The sequence below is a fragment of the Trebonia kvetii genome (assembly GCF_007827045.1).
Taxonomy (GTDB): Bacteria; Actinomycetota; Actinomycetes; order Streptosporangiales; family Streptosporangiaceae; genus Trebonia; species Trebonia kvetii.
Map to the genome: position 1 here is coordinate 362,789 of NZ_RPFW01000003.1, position 14,518 is coordinate 377,306.

Genomic DNA, 14,518 nt, shown 5'->3' on the forward strand with positions numbered 1-14,518 from the left:
ATCTTCAGCCAACGCTAAGTGGGGCCGTGACCAAGCTGGCCACGGCCCCAGGTGCTGCTCGCCGGCTACGGCCGGAGCGCGCCGTCCGCGCTGCCGGAGTACCAGGAGGTGGACTCGGAGATCTTCTCCACCACGGCTCCGGTGTGTGGCGCGTCGATGATGTAGCCGTTGCCGACGTAGATGGCCACGTGGCTCTCGCCGCTGTACTCGATCAGGTCGCCCACTTGAAGGTCGGACAGCGGGATGTGCGGCAGCGCGGCCCACATGTCGTACGTGGTCCGCGGTATCGACACGCCCGCGGCGCCCCACGCGGCCTGGACCAGGCCGGAGCAGTCGTAGGCGCTGGGGCCTGTCGCGCCCCATACGTACGGCTTGCCGATCTGCGCGTAGGCGAACGCGACCGCCTTCTCCGCCTGCGTGGCCGTCGGGCCGGTGTAGGTGGTCGTCGTGGTCGTCGCCGTGCTGTTGTTGCTGCCGCCGCCGCCGACCGTGTTCGCCTGGACCTGGGCCGCCGCCGCCGCGTTCTGCAGGCTCGTCAGGACCGTCTTCTGCTTGTCGAGCAGCTTGGTGAGCGCGGCCTTCTGGGTGACGATCTGCTGCTCGACCTGGGCGACGCCCTCTTCCGTGTGCTGTCGCTGCGCCTTGATCGTGGACAGTTCCCCGGCGAGGGTGAGGAACTGGGTGGCCTCCTGGTTGTGCGTGCCCTCGACCTGGAGCAGTAGCGACGCCTGGCTTAGCACCGCGTCCGGATTGCCGGAGGTAAGCAGCCCGATGACGGAAGTCGAGTTCGAGTTCTCGTAGGCGGCGACCGCGACGGCCGCCAGCGTGGCGCTTGCCCTCTTGTACTGCGCCTCGGCGCGGTCGTACTGCTTGGAGATCTGGCCGAGCCGCGTCTTCGCCGCGGTCAGCTGCTGCTCCGCCGCGTCGTACCGCTGCCCGATCGTGTCCACCTTGCCCTGCAGGCTGTTCACCTCGGCCTGGACAGAGCTGATGGTGGGGGCTGGCGCGGCTCCGGCGCCGGCGGCTCCCGTGTAGACCGCGACCCCGCTCGCGGCCGCAAGCACGGCCCCGACGATCGCGGCACGCCGCATCTGGGTGCGGCTTACTAGGCGCTTGGCCACGTCCTTGTCACGCTCCGTTCTCAGGTGCACCGGCAGTCGCGCCGGTAGCCGTTGAACACGGTAGTGAAAGTTACGGACACGTCTCAACCGCTTCGCAAAAACCTCACGAAAGTATTACGGATTAGCGCCTGTCTATGTTGGCCTGTTCAATCGGTTGCGATCCGGTCTGGTCTCGTCGAATGTACGGCTGTCTATGCAATTCGTGCCGTTGCCTGCGCGTTCACCCGGCGTTCGTGTGCCGACCTGAGATTTAGCCCACAGTGAGCTCTGGGCTGCCGGTTCTGCCAGGATGCTGCCATGAAGCTGACATCAAATCTGCCCGATGGCCGCCGTGCACACGTCGAGGGGCGGCTGCGCACCAACCTGATGGCGTGGCTGACCACGGTCCGCCCGGATGGCCGGCCGGACAGCGTGCCGGTCTGGTTCCTCCTCCAGGAGGACGAGACCATCCTTATCTACAGTCAGCCGGGCAAGATCAAGCTGCGCAACGTCAGCCAGAATCCGAATGTGGCGCTCGGTCTCGACGTGACCGACATCGGCAGGGACATCGTCCGGATCGAGGGGACCGCCGCGCACGTGCCCGGCTTTCCCCGCGCGGACCAGGTGCCTGCGTACGTGGCGAAGTACACGGAGCGCATCGGCGCGATTTTCGGCACCGCGTCCCGGTTCGCAGCGCTGTACCCCGAGGCCCTGATCATCACCCCGACCCGCCTCCATGGCTGACGACGGCTGAGCCCGCCCGCGGTGCGGAGCCCAGGGGCCTGAGGGCGGAGGCCCGCAACCGTTCGGGATGACAGACTTTGTTTTCTAGGCGCCGCGCGGCCCGGGCTCGCGCGTCGCCTGCCAGACGGCCCTGTCGTCACCGGCGCCGAACCCGTAGCTCTCGCGGACGATGTAAAGCGGCCGCGCTCGCGCCTCGTCGTAGATGCGGCCGACGTAGAGCCCGACCATGCCCATCACGGCCAGCTGGATGCCGCTGAGGAAGGTGATGGCGAACAGCAGCGACGCGTAGCCGGGGACGAGGTCCACGCCGGCCAGCTTCATGGAGATCGCCACGATGCCATAGATGACCGAGGCGAACGCCAGGAAGACCCCCATGCCGAGAGCCAGTCGCAGCGGCGCGCTTGAGAAGCCGAGGATCCCGTTGGACGCGAGCTTCACCATCTTGCGCATCGTGTAATGCGTGGTGCCGACCGCCCGCTCCTCGCGGGTATAAGGCACGGCCGCCTGACGGAAGCCGACCCAGGAGAACATCCCGCGGACGTAGCGGTTGTTCTCCCGCATCTGCAGGAACGCGTTCAGCGCCTTCCTGTCGACCAGCCGGAAGTCGCCCACATCGATGGGGGTCTCGACGTCAGCGATCCGGTGCAGCAGGTTATAGAAGGCTGAGGCGGTCGCCGTCTTGAACAGCCGCTCGCCTTCCCGGTGCTGTCGTCGGCCGTAGACGACCTCATACCCCTGCTGCCACTTCTCGATCATCTGAAGGACGACGTAGGGCGGGTCCTGAAGGTCCGCGTCCATGATGATCACGGCGTCACCGGAGGTGGCGTCCATGCCGGCGGTGATGGCCACCTGGTGGCCGAAGTTCCTGGAGAACTGGATCAGCTTGAACCGCGGGTCGCTGTCGCTTGCCGCCTGGGCGAGCTGATAGGTGCGGTCCGTGCTGCCGTCGTCCACCATGACGACCTCGGCCGGGCCGTCCATCTTGGCCATGATCTCCTGCAGCCGCCCGACGAGCAGGGGGATTATCCCCTCCTCGTTGTACAGCGGGATCACGATGGAGTATTTGGCCGATTCCATAGGTCTCTCCGGGTTCCCGCGTGAGGCCGGGCGTTGCAGGATGGGCGAACGGTGCCTGTTACTGTAGCCGCGCAAGCTCTGCCTGAACCTCTGTGTAGAGGCAGAAGTACGGTTTCAATGCTGAGCATCTGGTAGAAGTTACCTGCTATGGAAGCCACTGAACTCAGAACACTTGTTGAGGTTGAGGACAGGCACTGGTGGTATAGAGAGCGCCGGAGCCTGCTCGCCAAGGAGTTGCGCCGTCTCCCCGCACCAGGTGCTGCCCTTGACATCGGCGCGGCTGGCGGAGGCAACACCAGGGTACTGCGCTCCTTCGGGTGGAAGCCGCTTGCCCTGGAGTACGCGCCGACCGCCGCTCTTATCGCCCGCGAACGCGGCCTGAACGTGATTCGCGCCGACGCCAGGGAACTCCCGGTCCGGTCAGGGTCCATGGACCTGGTGACCGCCTTCGACATCCTTGAGCACATTGAAGAGGACTACCTGGCAGCGGCCGAAATATGCAGGGTGCTCCGTCATGGCGGCACTGCGCTGATCGCCGTTCCCGCCGACATGGCGCTGTGGTCCGCCCACGATGAGGCCGTCGACCACGTGCGGCGGTACGACAGGGAGGGCCTGACCGCACTGATACTCAAGGGCGGACTGATCATTGAGGACATGTGGAGCTGGAACGTGCTGCTGCGCCCGGTGGTCAAGCTGCGCCGCAAGTCGTCCTCAGGCAGCGACCTTGATGACATCAACCCGGTTATCAACACCGGGCTGAGGGCAGTGATCACGGCGGAGCGGTATCTGCCGGTTAAGTCGCTGCCCGGTGTCTCACTGTTCGTGCGCGCCAGACGACCGTGAGCACGGGAAATGGAAGGTAGGGTCTTTACCTGTGCGATGGGCGACGTTGGCGATCCGGCCCGCCGGAGGGGATGAGGAAGCGACAGAGGTCGGGAAGAGCGAGTCCCGCCGTCGCATCCCCGTTCCCGGCCCGGTTCTTCAGGGCCTGCTGGCGTTCCTTATTTATCTCGGCGTCTTTATCTGGGCTTTCGGCCAGGCCGTGATACAGCACCTGAACGTGCCTGTGGTCGGCCAGAACTATGTGGACCCGAACTTCTACATCTGGGCGTGGCGCTGGTGGCCCTATGCGGTGACGCACTGGACCAACCCGCTGTACTCGTACCAGATCATGGCGCCGCAAGGGGTGAACCTGGCGTGGGCGACCACGTCGCCCTCGGCGGCCCTGTTCATGTGGCCGGTAACGGCCGCGTGGGGCTCGATCGTCTCGTTCAACGTCACGCTGCTGCTCGCGCCCCCCGCGTCGGCCTGGGCCGCGTTCGTGGCCACCCGTCGGCTGACCGGCAAGTTCTGGGCGGCTCTTCCGGCCGGCGTCATCTACGGCTTCAACGTCTACACGCTTGACCACGAGATCTCCGGCCAGCCGAACCTCACGGTGAACCTGCTGCTCCCGCTCATGGTGTACCTGGCGGTGGCGTGGTGGCAGGACTCGCTGGGCCGAATCGGCTACGTGATCTGGATGATGATCGCGTTCGCCCTGGAGTTCTACACCTTCCTCGAGGCATTCGCGCAGCTGTCACTGCTGATGGCGGTGGGGTTCCTGATCGGTTTCGCGGTCGCGGGGCGCGAGTACTGGCGCAAGGTGGCCCGGCTGGCCGTGCTGACAACGATCGCCTACGTGGGCGGCCTCGTGCTCGCGGGGCCTTACCTGCGGTACGCGCTGGCGAACTACCCGACGACTCTCGTCAGGGGAGAAGACCACTTCTCGATGGACCTGTCCGGCCTGATCCTGCCAAGGGTCGACCGGGTCTGGGGGCCGTCGTGGCTGCACGGGGCGGCCGGTCATGACATCGCGGCCAACTCCTACCTGGGCCTGCCGCTGATGATCATCCTGATCTGGCTGGCCATCGTCAGCTGGTCGAACCGGCTGGTCAGACTGCTTGTGATCATCTTCGTCGTGATCATCGCGCTTGCCGCAGGCCCGAACCTGATAGTCGGCGGCAGCCACCTGTTCGCGCTGCCCTGGGGCGGCCTGTGGACCCTGCCGTTCTTCCGCAGCGCCGAGCCGGTCCGGCTCATCCTCTTCGGCTACCTGGTGTTCTCGATCATCCTCGCGCTATGGCTCGCGCGGGTGACCAAGACCTGGCTGAGCCGGGCGGTGAAATGGGGCCTCGCGGCCCTCGGGCTCGCGGTGATCTTCGCGGACCTGCCCACGTTCGCCTCGGTGGTGGTCCCGCCGGCGCCCCACTACCAGCCGGCGATCAAGGATCTGCCGCAGCAGAACGAACTGCCCTCGTTCTTCTCGCAGGGCCTGTACAAGGACTACATCAGCCCCGGCGAGACCGTGGCGATCCTGTCGCACCGCGGGAACGCCGGGATGATGTTCCAGGCCGCCACCGACTTCTACTTCCGGCTCCCTGGCGGCTTCATCAACGCGTCGCTCTCCAGGCCGGACGCGCTGCCGGTGCCGATCGCCTCGATGAGCCATATCACCAAGATCCGTGTGGCCCAGTTCGAGGCCTACGTTCACCATGACAATATCGGCGCCATCGTCGTGGAGCACGCCTGGTCAGAGGACTGGATGTACGTCTGGCGCGAGATCGGCATCAAGGGCGTCAACGTCGGCGGCGTCACCATCTACCAGCTCAACAACGTCCGCGAAAACGGCTGACGCTCAGCGGGCGGCGGCAAGGTCGATGTCTAGGCAGACCAGGGTGGCGCCGAGTATTCGTTCCATGCGACGGCGGATCGCGGCGCGAGACAGCCAGTTGCTCGCCCGCGCGGCGAGCAGCACGATCATGGCGCAGTACGGCGCGTCGATGACCACGACCTGGATGGCGGCGAGGGCTACCGCCTCGCCGAGTACGGGCCCGTGGCGCGGCAGGAACTGCGGGAAGAACGTGAACGCGAAGACCGCCGCCTTCGGGTTGGCGGCGATGGTCACGAGCGAGGCGCGAAACGAGGCCGCCGGCGTCCGCCCGTCGGAAGGTGCAGTTGCAGCGCCTCGCCGAACTCACCATCCGCCCGGCGCGCGCTGCGCCACGCGGACACGCCCAGGTAGACCAGGACGGCCGCCCCGACTAGGTGCATGCCGGTGAACAGGATGGCATTGGCGCGCAGCAGCGCCGTCAGCCCGGCGCCGGCCGCCAGCGCCCAGCAGAACACCCCGATCTCGTTGCCCGCAACGGCCGCGAGCCCTGCCTTCCTGCCGTCCCTGACGGTGCGGTGCAGAAACAGCGCCGTCGACGGTCCGGGCAACGCGGCCACCGCCACGCAGGCGAGCAGGAACGCGGGGAGGACGGAAAGAATATGCCCCATGCTGGCAAGCTAACTGAGCCCGGTGCTGGCCGCCAACTCCTGATATGCCGGGAAAAGCTCGCCGAACCGCGCCTCGGCGTCGCAGCGCTCCCGCCCGGCCTCGTGGGCGGCGAGATCCTCGACATGGACCTGGATGCCCGCACCGTAGCCGGCGAGGTACTCCACGGGCATGCCGCGCTCCTCCCAGACCACCATGGTCTGCTGGCCGTCGGCGGCCAGGGTGACCTCGACGACACCCGCGTCAGAGGCGTCCACCTGCCTGGTCACAAGCTGCTCCGCTGGGGTTAGTGTCTGGAAAGAACCACTAATCAGCCAGGAAAGGCGGCGGCATGCAAGGCTTCTCCAACGGCGCAGGACGGGACCAGGCGGCATTCATGGCCCCGCGAATCCCTTCCTTCACGCAGTTCCTCGCCTCCTACGACCCCAGCATGCTCCCGCTGGCGAACTTCGGCCCGCTGGCCGGGTCCGACACGGCAGCCGACGTGATCAAGAGCCTGCCGCGCGCTACCACGATCGTGGCGGTTGCCTGCGAGGGCGGTGTGGTGATGGCAGGCGACCGGCGGGCCACCGCGGGCAACATGATCTCCAAGCGGGACGTGGACAAGGTGTTCCGCGCCGACGAGTACTCGGCCATCGCGATATCGGGCACCCTGGCACTTGCGCTTGAACTCACCCGTCTCTTCGGCGTCGAGCTCGAGCACTACGAGAAGATGGAGGGCCGCGCGCTTTCCCTTGAGGGCAAGGCCAACCGGCTGGGCAAGATGACCCGCGACAACCTGATGGTCGCGATGCAGGGACTGGCTGTGATCCCGTTGTTCGTCGGCTATGACGAGGAGACCGGGGCCGGCCGGATATTCAGCTACGACGTGGCGGGCGGCCCGTACGAGGAGCACCGTTTCCACTCGATCGGCTCGGGTTCGGTCTTCGCCAAATCCGCGCTCAAGAAGTACTACTCCGACGACATGTCCGTCACCGACGCGGCGCTCGCCTGCGTGCAAGCGCTGTACGACGCGGCCGACGACGACTCTGCCACTGGCGGCCCCGACCTGACCAGGCAGATCTTCCCGGTGATCGTGACGGTCACGGAAGGCGGCTTCAACCGGCTCTCGGACAGCGAATGCGCCGCCTACGCCCAGCAGGTCGTGCACGGCCGGATGACCCTGCCCGACGGGCCATTCGCCCCGCTGCGTTCAGCCGGCTAGCACTGGCGACACCATTCGTGCGGGGGTTCCGCGCGGTCGCGAGATATCGCTGGACTACGCCTTCAGGCCTGCGAGGCCCTCGTGGGCGGCCATCACGACCTCCATGCCCCGGTACTCGCCGTCGGTGCCGGGCTCGGCCATCTGGTTCGTCACGAACGCCGTCACCATGCCGGCGTCGGGGTCGATTATGACGAGTGAACCTCCCCAGCCACCCCAGCCGAAGGAGTCGCCGAACAAGCCGTAGCCAAGCCCGTACCGCATCCGCACGCCGAGGAGCCGGTCGACTCCGTTGAACTGTTCCTGCCGCGCCCGAGCGCAGCCCTCGGGGGACAGCAGCCGGACGCCGCGCACCGTGCCGCCGCAGGCCAGCACCGACTGCAGGAGCGCCACGGAGCGCGCGTTGCCGAATCCGTTCCCGGCGGGAATCTCGGCGCGACGCCACGCCATGCTGTTGCCGTCGCGCACCGTGACGCCGGTGCCGGCCGAGGCGGCCGCTGCCTCCGCGGGCGGGCGCGATCCGTAATCTTCGTTTTGCCCGGGCGGCGGGACCGTACGGGCGACGCGCTGGTCATGCCCGGCGTCCAGTCCGATGTGGAAATCAGCGCCGAGCGGTCCGGCTACTTCTTCGGCGAAGAACGTCCCCAGGCTGCGGCCGGTGATCCGGCGCACTACCTCTCCGACGAGAAACCCCTGGGTGATGGAGTGGTATCCGGCCGCGGCGCCCGGCACCCATTGCGGCGCCTGCCCGGCGAGCCGGGCGGTGGCCGCAGGCCAGTCGTACAGCCCTTCGACTGAGCCCTCCCAGTCGGGCAGGCCCGCGGTATGTGAGAGCAGGTGCCGCACGAGCACGCCCTCTTTTCCTGATGCGGCGAATTCCGGCCAGTACCGGGCAACCGGCGCGTCGAGATCAAGCACGCCGCGATCGGCAAGGATCAGCGCACACAGCGCCGTCATCGTCTTGGTGACCGACCACACGTTGACGATCGTGTCCCGCTGCCACGCAATCGTGCGGCTGGCGTCAGTGAACCCGCCCCAGACATCCACCACGGGTTCACCGTCCACGTAGACGGCCACCGACCCGCCAGTGTCTCCGCTATCGAGCAGCCGGGCCAGCGCCAGGGGAACCGCCGCGAACAGGTCGTCGCCCGACCCGTGAATCTCTGCCATGCGGCGAACGTAAGGCCAGGCATCCTGTCCGAGTCAATCGATTAAAACGGGGCCGGCTACGGCTCGACGCCATCGGGTGGCGTCCAGCGCACTATGGGCTTGCCGATCTTGATCATCAGGCCGGCCGGCGTTGCGCGGAGTGCCGCGTTCCGCGTCCGCTGTCGCCAGCCGCCCGGCAGATCTGCTCCGAACCGGCCGATGGCGATCGCGGTTCGCACGATCCGCTGACAGCGCGGGCGGCGCGCCTGGTCGAACGCGGCCATCGCCGCTGTCATGTCATCGCCGGCCAGGACGGGGGCGCCGATTATCCGCGCGACGCACACCGCGTCCTCAAGCGCCAGTGCGGCGCACTGGCCGGCCGTGGGCACCGCAGCATGGGCGGCGTCCCCGGTGAAAACGACGCGGCCTGACACGAATGCAGGCAGCCCGTCGGGGAGGTGGTACACATCGTGGCGCATCAGGCCGGCCGCCGGGGTGGCCGCCATGAGGTCGTGAATCCACCGTGCCCACGATCCGAAACGCTGCCGGGCGGCGGCCAGCTCGTCGGCGAACTCCGTGCCTTCCGGGCTTCGGAAGTAGCCGTACCAGTACATCTGGCTGTCGCTGACCCGCAGTGCCCCGAACTCGGCACCCGCAGGGTGGGCTGGGCCGGTCCGGGATCCGTATCAGCCAGCGACCTGCCGGGTCCTGGTATCCCGCGGTCATGGTCTGGTGCCCGGCCGCCCGGACCTGGGCGTCCAGTCCGAGTGCCGCCAGCCACAACAGCCTTCAGCCGGCCAGCCTGCATGACCTCTACCCGCCAATCGGTCGCCGCCGCCTTAGGCGAATCTGAGCAGGTATTACTATGCTACGTAGTAGATCGTTGGCTGCAACAATGGCTACCAAACAAAACAGCGGCGACTCGAAAGTCGCCGCTGAGCTGGTCCTTGGGTGGAGCTAAGGGGATTTGAACCCCTGACCCCCTCGATGCGAACGAGGTGCGCTACCGGACTGCGCTATAGCCCCTTGAACCTCAGCTAGCGTAGCAAACTTTCCAGCCTGCTCGCGCCATCTAGTCGCCCACGGCGCGCAGGCGCGGTAGCTCGTAGCTGTCGTAGTAGTCCTCGTCGGCCAGGTCCGCGTCGGCGTTCGACGTGGTGTACTTGCCGGCCAGGCCGGGTGCGAAGTCGCGGCCCCCGTCTTCGTAGTCGGCGGGAACCGGGGCGGCGGCGAGTTTCGCGGCGAGCGCCTCGCCCGCGGCTGCCGCTCCCACGGTGGACATGCCGTCGGCCGCAATGACGCGGCGTGCCGTGCGCGCCCGTGCGCTTGCCCGCTCGCGGGCGTGTGCGGCCGCCTCTGCCTCGTGCTGCGCCCGTTCCGCGTCGGCCTTGGCCGCCTCGCGCAGCAGCAGCAGGTAGCCGGCGAGCATGACGGTCGGCGGGATGGCGACCCAGACGGCCGCCAGGCTGGTCAGCGCGAGCGCGGTCGCGGCGATCTCCAGACCCGTGAGCATCATCAGGAGCCGGCGGCGGGCGGTGAGCATGCGCCGCCGTGATTCCTCGGCGGAAATCGGCTCGGCGCGAACCCGTTCGGTGGACACTGGCTCTGCCGCGGGCGTCTCGTCTGCGTCGTCGGCGGAAGACTCAGCGATGTCCGGTGTGGCGGCCTGCTCCGTGGCGGAGGCCGTGGCGGGGGCCGGCGCCGCGACCGGAGCGATGGCACCGCGCTTCAGCCACCGGGGGATGAGCACGCACGCCCAGATCGCGATGATCGCCAGGTAAAGAATGGCGCTGCTCATCGGGCTCGTGCCTCCTCTCGGTTTTCGCGGCACCGGGCACACCGGACATGTAACGCAGCGTAAAGGGAGCAACTGCCGATAACGAGGACCTGAGCGGCGTGTCGCCGTGATCAAAATGAAAGAAACACTAGGCGCCGGAACGCGATGCGGCGAGCGAACTGCGCCACCTGGGGAGCATTCCCGCGGGCACTTCCTCGGCCGTGATCGCGTAGCAGATATGGTCGCGCCAGCTGCCGTTGATGTGCAACTGACGCACCCTGATGCCCTCGTCCCTGAACCCGAGCTTCTCCACGACCCGGCGGGACGCGATGTTCTCCGGCCTGATGGACGCCTCGAGCCGGTGCATGCCCATCATGCGGAAGCAGTGGTCGACCGCCATGGCGAGGGCGGTAGGCACGATCCCGCGCCCGGCGTACGTCTCATCGATCCAGTACCCGATCTGCCCGGAGCGGGATGAGCCCCACGTGATGGAGCCGATGGTGAGCTGCCCGGCGAAACGCCCGCCGTACAGGATCACCCAGGGCAGCGCCACGCCCTGCCTGGCCTCACGGCGCATGGTGCGGACCATGGACACGTACGGCCCGATCGGTGACCTGACGAGCGGCGTCTCTGGGTTGGATGGCTCCCAGGGGCGCAGCCAGGAGGCGTTCCGCACCCGGATCTCGCGCCATGCGCGCGCATCGGCGACACGCACCGGGCGCAGGACGACCGGGGCGTCGAGCAGATCTGGCTCGGTGAGGGTGGCTGGCCATCCGTTGATGCGTCCCACGGCTGTCGATCGTTCCCCTGAGTGGCGGCTGATTCCGTCTAGCGTAGGAGCAACGCTATGCGATTCCGGACACATGACTCGTGTCCGTGCCGGACGAAATTTCCGTGCCAGAATCGGCCCGCACGTGATCGCCGCCGCGAATCTGGTCGACCGCATGCACAAGGATGGGCCGAAGCACGTTCATGCCGTCCCTGACCCCGCCGGATGACCCAGGCAGGTTGACGATGAGAGTCCGCGAGGCGGTTCCCGCGAGCCCGCGGGAGAGGATGGCGGACGGCACGCCGGCGGCGGCACCCGCGGATCGCAGTGCCTCGCCGATCCCCGGGATCTCCCTGTCGATCACCCGGCGGGTCATCTCGGGCGTCAGGTCGGCCGGAGTCAGCCCGGTGCCTCCGGTGGTGACGGCCACGTCGTAGCCGGCTGCCACGGAGTCGCGCAGCACCTGCTCGACGGGGTCGCCGTCCGGTATCACCAGCGGCCCGTCGACGACGTCACAGCCGGCGGAACGGAGCAGTTCAACGAGCACTGGTCCGGAGCGGTCCTCGTAGACGCCGGCCGCGGCCCGGTTCGACACGGTGATGGCGAGCGCGCGGATCATCCGCGCCGCCAGGAGCCCGACTTGCCGCCGTCCTTGGCCTCGAGCCGGACGTCGGTGATCACCGCGCCCTTGTCGACGGCCTTGATCATGTCGATCAGCGTGAGCGCCGCGACGCTGACCGAGGTGAGCGCCTCCATCTCGACCCCGGTACGGTCGGCGGTCCGCACCGAGGCGGTGATCGCCACGCCGGCGTCCTCGACGGCCAGGTCTACGGTCACGGCGTGGATGGCGAGCGGGTGGCACAACGGGATCAGGTCGGGCGTCCGCTTGGCGCCGGCGATGCCGGCGATCCTGGCGACCGCGAGTGCGTCGCCCTTGGGCACGGTCCCGTCCCGCAGCGCGGCGACGGCCGCTGCCGACAGCAGCACCCGCCCGGATGCCGTGGCCGTTCGTACCGTGACGTCCTTGGCTGACACGTCCACCATCCGCGCGCGGCCCGCCTCGTCCAGGTGGGTCAGCCGCGCCGGAGCAGCATCGCTCATGAGGAAAGCCTACGCCGCAACCGGGTGGCCCCAAGTCAAAGGCGACATCAACACCAGATGATCCCGCTGACTCCGTCACGGAAGGATGAGAACGTCCACGGTGTCGCCCGCGGGGAGTTGTGTCTCCCATTCGGGAATGACGATCAGCGCGTTCGCGCGGCCCAGCGAGGCGATCTGGTGCGACTGCTGCCCGGACAGCGGGGTGACCTTGCTGCCGTCGAGGACGCCGCGCAGGTAGGAGCGTCGCCCGGCGGGCGACCTGGCCGGACCGGTGAGCGTCGCCTGCACCGAGGGCAGCGACAGGTCATCGGCGCCCTGCAGCGCCGCGAGCGCCGGCCGCACGAACAGCTGGAACGACACGTAGGCGCTGACCGGGTTGCCCGGCAGCGTGAAGATCGGCACCCGTCTTTCCGCGCCCAGACCGCCCGCCCCACCCTCGCCGATCACGCCGAAGCCCTGCGGCATCCCTGGCTGCATGGCCACCTTGCGGAAGGTCACCGTGCCGAGTTCGCGCAGCGCCGCCTTGACGACGTCGTGCTCGCCGCCCATGGATACCCCGCCGGTGGTGATCAGCAGGTCGGCGCGGATCAGCTGCTCCTCGAGCGCGGGCAGCACGCCTGCCGGGTCGTCGGGCACGACAGAGCGCCGGTAGGCGACCGCGCCGGTCTCGCGCACCGCCGCCGCGATCATGTAGCTGTTGGAGTCCCAGATCCGGCCGGGCACGAGCGGGGTGCCGGGCTCGGTCAGCTCGTTCCCGGTGGACAGCACGACCACCCGGGGCCGCGGGCGGACGGATACCGCCTTGCGCCCGGCGGACGCCGCGACGGCGACCTGCATGGCGCGCAGCCGCGTTCCCGCGCTGAGCAGTGTCTCGCCCTCGGCGGCGTCCCCGCCTGCGTACCTGACCGCGTTGCCTGGCTCGGCGGACTGGTAGACCCGGACCTGGGCGATGCCGTCGTCTGTCCACTCGACGGGCACCACGGCGTCCGCGCCGGCCGGCAGCTGCGCGCCGGTCATGATCTTGATCGCGGTGCCGGGGACCAGCCGGTAGATGCCGGTGTCGCCTGCGGCGATCTCGCCGGTGACCCGGAGGGTCGCGGGCGACTCCTGGGAGGCGCCCGCCACGTCGGCGGCGAGGACGGCGTAGCCGTCCATGCTCGAGTTGTCGAACGAGGGGAGGGCCACGGCCGCCGTCACGTCCTCGGCGAGCACGCAGCCCTCGGCCGCCGCGAGTTCCAGGCTGGCGGGAGCGAGTGGTGCTATCGCGGCGAGGATCGCCGACTGGTACTCCTCGACCGAGCTGAGCGAGCCGTCCGCGGTGCTTGCGGCACCGGGCCCGTGCGTGCCGCCGTGCGTCACCGCTGCTCTTCGAGGAACTTGCGCAGCCAGGGGAGGAACTCGGGGGCCAGGTCGGGCCGCTCGGCGGCGAACATCACCATCGTCCGGAGGTAATCCAGCTTGTTGCCGGTGTCGAAGCGCCGCCCGCGGAACAGCACGCCGCGCAGCTCGCCCTTGGTGGCCTGCACCTTGAGCGCGTCGGTGAGCTGGATCTCGCCGCCGCGTCCCGGCGGGGTCTCGCGGAGGATGTCGAAGACCTCGGGGTCGCAGACGTAGCGTCCGATCACGATCCACCGGCTCGGCGCGGTGCCAGGCGCGGGCTTCTCGACCATGTCGGTGATCATCACCACATCGTTCTCGGCGGTCATCTCGACGGCGGCGCAGCCGTACAGCGAGACCTCCTCCGGGTCGACCTCCATCAGCGCTACGACGCTGCCGCCGTACTGCTGCCGCACGTCGATCATCCGGGTGAGCAGCGGCTCCTTCGGGTCGATGAGGTCGTCGCCGAGCAGGACAGCGAACGGCTCGTGGCCCACGTGCTGCGCGGCGCACAGGACCGCGTGGCCGAGCCCCCGCGGGTCGCCCTGGCGCACGTAGTGCATGGTGGCGAGTTCGCTCGACTCACGGACCAGGCTGAGTTTGTCCCAGTCCTCCTTGGCGGTCAGCGCCTCTTCGAGTTCGTAGTTCCGGTCGAAGTGATCTTCGATGGAACGCTTGCTCCGGCCCGTGATAAGCAGGACATCGTTGAGGCCAGACGTGACGGCCTCTTCCACGACATACTGGATGGCGGGCTTGTCGACGACAGGCAGCATTTCCTTGGGCGTCGCTTTCGTCGCGGGCAGGAACCGTGTTCCCAGCCCGGCAGCGGGCACCACAGCCTTGGTAACTGCTGACGTCCTCGTATTGCCGTTATCGACCATGGGTTAAGCGTAGTGACTTTCTGGGG

General features: G+C 68.1%; 17 protein-coding genes and 1 tRNA gene. 4 read left to right on the forward strand and 14 right to left on the reverse strand.

Annotated elements, in window-relative coordinates; all coding sequences use genetic code 11:
* Window positions 1–65 precede the first annotated feature (65 nt).
* Window positions 66–1,151 carry a C40 family peptidase gene (locus tag EAS64_RS16465; RefSeq protein WP_145853885.1) on the reverse strand — a complete coding sequence of 362 codons (1,086 nt, stop codon included), beginning with the start codon at window positions 1,149–1,151 and terminating at the stop codon, window positions 66–68.
* A 267-nt stretch (window positions 1,152–1,418) separates the two neighbouring features.
* On the opposite strand from EAS64_RS16465, the gene EAS64_RS16470 reads away from it, so the two are divergent.
* A complete protein-coding gene (locus EAS64_RS16470; protein WP_145853886.1) occupies window positions 1,419–1,844 on the forward strand; it encodes a TIGR03667 family PPOX class F420-dependent oxidoreductase in 426 nt (141 codons plus the stop codon).
* Between the two features lie 84 nt (window positions 1,845–1,928).
* Here the strand turns inward: EAS64_RS16470 and EAS64_RS16475 are convergent, their stop codons facing one another.
* Window positions 1,929–2,921: a glycosyltransferase family 2 protein gene (locus tag EAS64_RS16475; protein WP_145853887.1), complete on the reverse strand. Its 993-nt coding sequence runs from the start codon at window positions 2,919–2,921 to the stop codon at window positions 1,929–1,931.
* Between the two features lie 147 nt (window positions 2,922–3,068).
* Here EAS64_RS16475 and EAS64_RS16480 point away from each other — a divergent pair, with 147 nt between their 5' ends.
* Both EAS64_RS16480 and EAS64_RS16485 read left to right on the forward strand, forming a co-directional pair.
* Window positions 3,069–3,764 (forward strand): class I SAM-dependent methyltransferase, encoded by a 696-nt coding sequence (locus EAS64_RS16480; protein WP_145853888.1) that lies wholly within the window; start codon window positions 3,069–3,071, stop codon window positions 3,762–3,764.
* A gap of 31 nt (window positions 3,765–3,795) precedes the next feature.
* Window positions 3,796–5,592, forward strand: coding sequence for a hypothetical protein (locus EAS64_RS16485; RefSeq protein WP_145853889.1), 1,797 nt, complete (start codon window positions 3,796–3,798; stop codon window positions 5,590–5,592).
* Window positions 5,593–5,595: 3 nt separating this feature from the next.
* Here EAS64_RS16485 and EAS64_RS46740 read toward each other — a convergent pair whose 3' ends face one another.
* Genes EAS64_RS46740 through EAS64_RS16495 form a run of 3 tightly spaced genes read right to left on the reverse strand, consistent with a single transcriptional unit; the run spans window position 5,596 to window position 6,506 of the window.
* Complete coding sequence (locus tag EAS64_RS46740) at window positions 5,596–5,865, reverse strand: LysE family translocator (protein WP_222849365.1); 270 nt, start codon at window positions 5,863–5,865, stop codon at window positions 5,596–5,598.
* Window positions 5,862–6,239: a LysE family translocator gene (locus tag EAS64_RS46745; RefSeq protein ID WP_222849366.1), complete on the reverse strand. Its 378-nt coding sequence runs from the start codon at window positions 6,237–6,239 to the stop codon at window positions 5,862–5,864. Before EAS64_RS46745 ends, EAS64_RS46740 begins: the two co-directional genes overlap by 4 nt.
* A gap of 9 nt (window positions 6,240–6,248) precedes the next feature.
* On the reverse strand, window positions 6,249–6,506 hold the full coding sequence (locus tag EAS64_RS16495) for an SRPBCC family protein (protein ID WP_145853890.1): 258 nt from the start codon (window positions 6,504–6,506) through the stop codon (window positions 6,249–6,251).
* Window positions 6,507–6,568: 62 nt separating this feature from the next.
* Here EAS64_RS16495 and prcB point away from each other — a divergent pair, with 62 nt between their 5' ends.
* Entirely contained in the window at window positions 6,569–7,441 is an 873-nt protein-coding gene (prcB, locus tag EAS64_RS16500; RefSeq protein WP_439333604.1) for a proteasome subunit beta, read from the forward strand.
* Between the two features lie 54 nt (window positions 7,442–7,495).
* Here prcB and EAS64_RS16505 read toward each other — a convergent pair whose 3' ends face one another.
* From EAS64_RS16505 to galU, 9 genes are all read right to left on the reverse strand, one after another.
* On the reverse strand, window positions 7,496–8,608 hold the full coding sequence (locus tag EAS64_RS16505; RefSeq protein WP_145853891.1) for a serine hydrolase domain-containing protein: 1,113 nt from the start codon (window positions 8,606–8,608) through the stop codon (window positions 7,496–7,498).
* Window positions 8,609–8,664: 56 nt separating this feature from the next.
* The gene (locus tag EAS64_RS16510; protein ID WP_145853892.1) at window positions 8,665–9,201 is read right to left on the reverse strand and encodes an FAD-dependent monooxygenase; all 537 of its coding nucleotides are present in this window, start codon (window positions 9,199–9,201) and stop codon (window positions 8,665–8,667) included.
* Window positions 9,202–9,539: 338 nt separating this feature from the next.
* Window positions 9,540–9,613, reverse strand: a tRNA-Ala gene (locus tag EAS64_RS16515).
* Between the two features lie 46 nt (window positions 9,614–9,659).
* Window positions 9,660–10,385 carry a SepX/GlpR family protein gene (locus tag EAS64_RS16520; RefSeq protein WP_145853893.1) on the reverse strand — a complete coding sequence of 242 codons (726 nt, stop codon included), beginning with the start codon at window positions 10,383–10,385 and terminating at the stop codon, window positions 9,660–9,662.
* A 127-nt stretch (window positions 10,386–10,512) separates the two neighbouring features.
* On the reverse strand, window positions 10,513–11,154 hold the full coding sequence (locus EAS64_RS16525) for a GNAT family N-acetyltransferase (RefSeq protein WP_246115719.1): 642 nt from the start codon (window positions 11,152–11,154) through the stop codon (window positions 10,513–10,515).
* 55 nt (window positions 11,155–11,209) lie between these two features.
* Window positions 11,210–11,752, reverse strand: a complete 543-nt coding sequence (locus EAS64_RS16530) for a MogA/MoaB family molybdenum cofactor biosynthesis protein (RefSeq protein WP_145853895.1) — start codon at window positions 11,750–11,752, stop codon at window positions 11,210–11,212.
* On the reverse strand, window positions 11,749–12,234 hold the full coding sequence (gene moaC / locus EAS64_RS16535) for a cyclic pyranopterin monophosphate synthase MoaC (RefSeq protein WP_145853896.1): 486 nt from the start codon (window positions 12,232–12,234) through the stop codon (window positions 11,749–11,751). The genes EAS64_RS16530 and moaC overlap by 4 nt, the downstream gene beginning before the upstream one ends.
* Before the next feature lie 75 nt (window positions 12,235–12,309).
* Window positions 12,310–13,593 carry a molybdotransferase-like divisome protein Glp gene (gene glp, locus EAS64_RS16540; protein WP_145853897.1) on the reverse strand — a complete coding sequence of 428 codons (1,284 nt, stop codon included), beginning with the start codon at window positions 13,591–13,593 and terminating at the stop codon, window positions 12,310–12,312.
* Window positions 13,590–14,492, reverse strand: a complete 903-nt coding sequence (gene galU, locus EAS64_RS16545) for a UTP--glucose-1-phosphate uridylyltransferase GalU (protein ID WP_145853898.1) — start codon at window positions 14,490–14,492, stop codon at window positions 13,590–13,592. Before galU ends, glp begins: the two co-directional genes overlap by 4 nt.
* Between the last annotated feature and the right edge of the window lie 26 nt (window positions 14,493–14,518).

Bases quoted from the DNA above. Each gene is read 5' to 3' on its own strand.
- EAS64_RS16520 (WP_145853893.1), bottom strand. From the start codon at position 10,385: ATGAGCAGCGCCATTCTTTACCTGGCGATCATCGCGATCTGGGCGTGC.
- prcB (WP_439333604.1), top strand. From the start codon at position 6,569: ATGCAAGGCTTCTCCAACGGCGCAGGACGGGACCAGGCGGCATTCATG.
- moaC (WP_145853896.1), bottom strand. From the start codon at position 12,234: ATGAGCGATGCTGCTCCGGCGCGGCTGACCCACCTGGACGAGGCGGGC.
- EAS64_RS16530 (WP_145853895.1), bottom strand. From the start codon at position 11,752: ATGATCCGCGCGCTCGCCATCACCGTGTCGAACCGGGCCGCGGCCGGC.
- galU (WP_145853898.1), bottom strand. From the start codon at position 14,492: ATGGTCGATAACGGCAATACGAGGACGTCAGCAGTTACCAAGGCTGTG.
- EAS64_RS16475 (WP_145853887.1), bottom strand. From the start codon at position 2,921: ATGGAATCGGCCAAATACTCCATCGTGATCCCGCTGTACAACGAGGAG.
- EAS64_RS16510 (WP_145853892.1), bottom strand. From the start codon at position 9,201: ATGTACTGGTACGGCTACTTCCGAAGCCCGGAAGGCACGGAGTTCGCC.
- EAS64_RS16480 (WP_145853888.1), top strand. From the start codon at position 3,069: ATGGAAGCCACTGAACTCAGAACACTTGTTGAGGTTGAGGACAGGCAC.
- EAS64_RS16470 (WP_145853886.1), top strand. From the start codon at position 1,419: ATGAAGCTGACATCAAATCTGCCCGATGGCCGCCGTGCACACGTCGAG.
- EAS64_RS16505 (WP_145853891.1), bottom strand. From the start codon at position 8,608: ATGGCAGAGATTCACGGGTCGGGCGACGACCTGTTCGCGGCGGTTCCC.
- EAS64_RS46745 (WP_222849366.1), bottom strand. From the start codon at position 6,239: ATGGGGCATATTCTTTCCGTCCTCCCCGCGTTCCTGCTCGCCTGCGTG.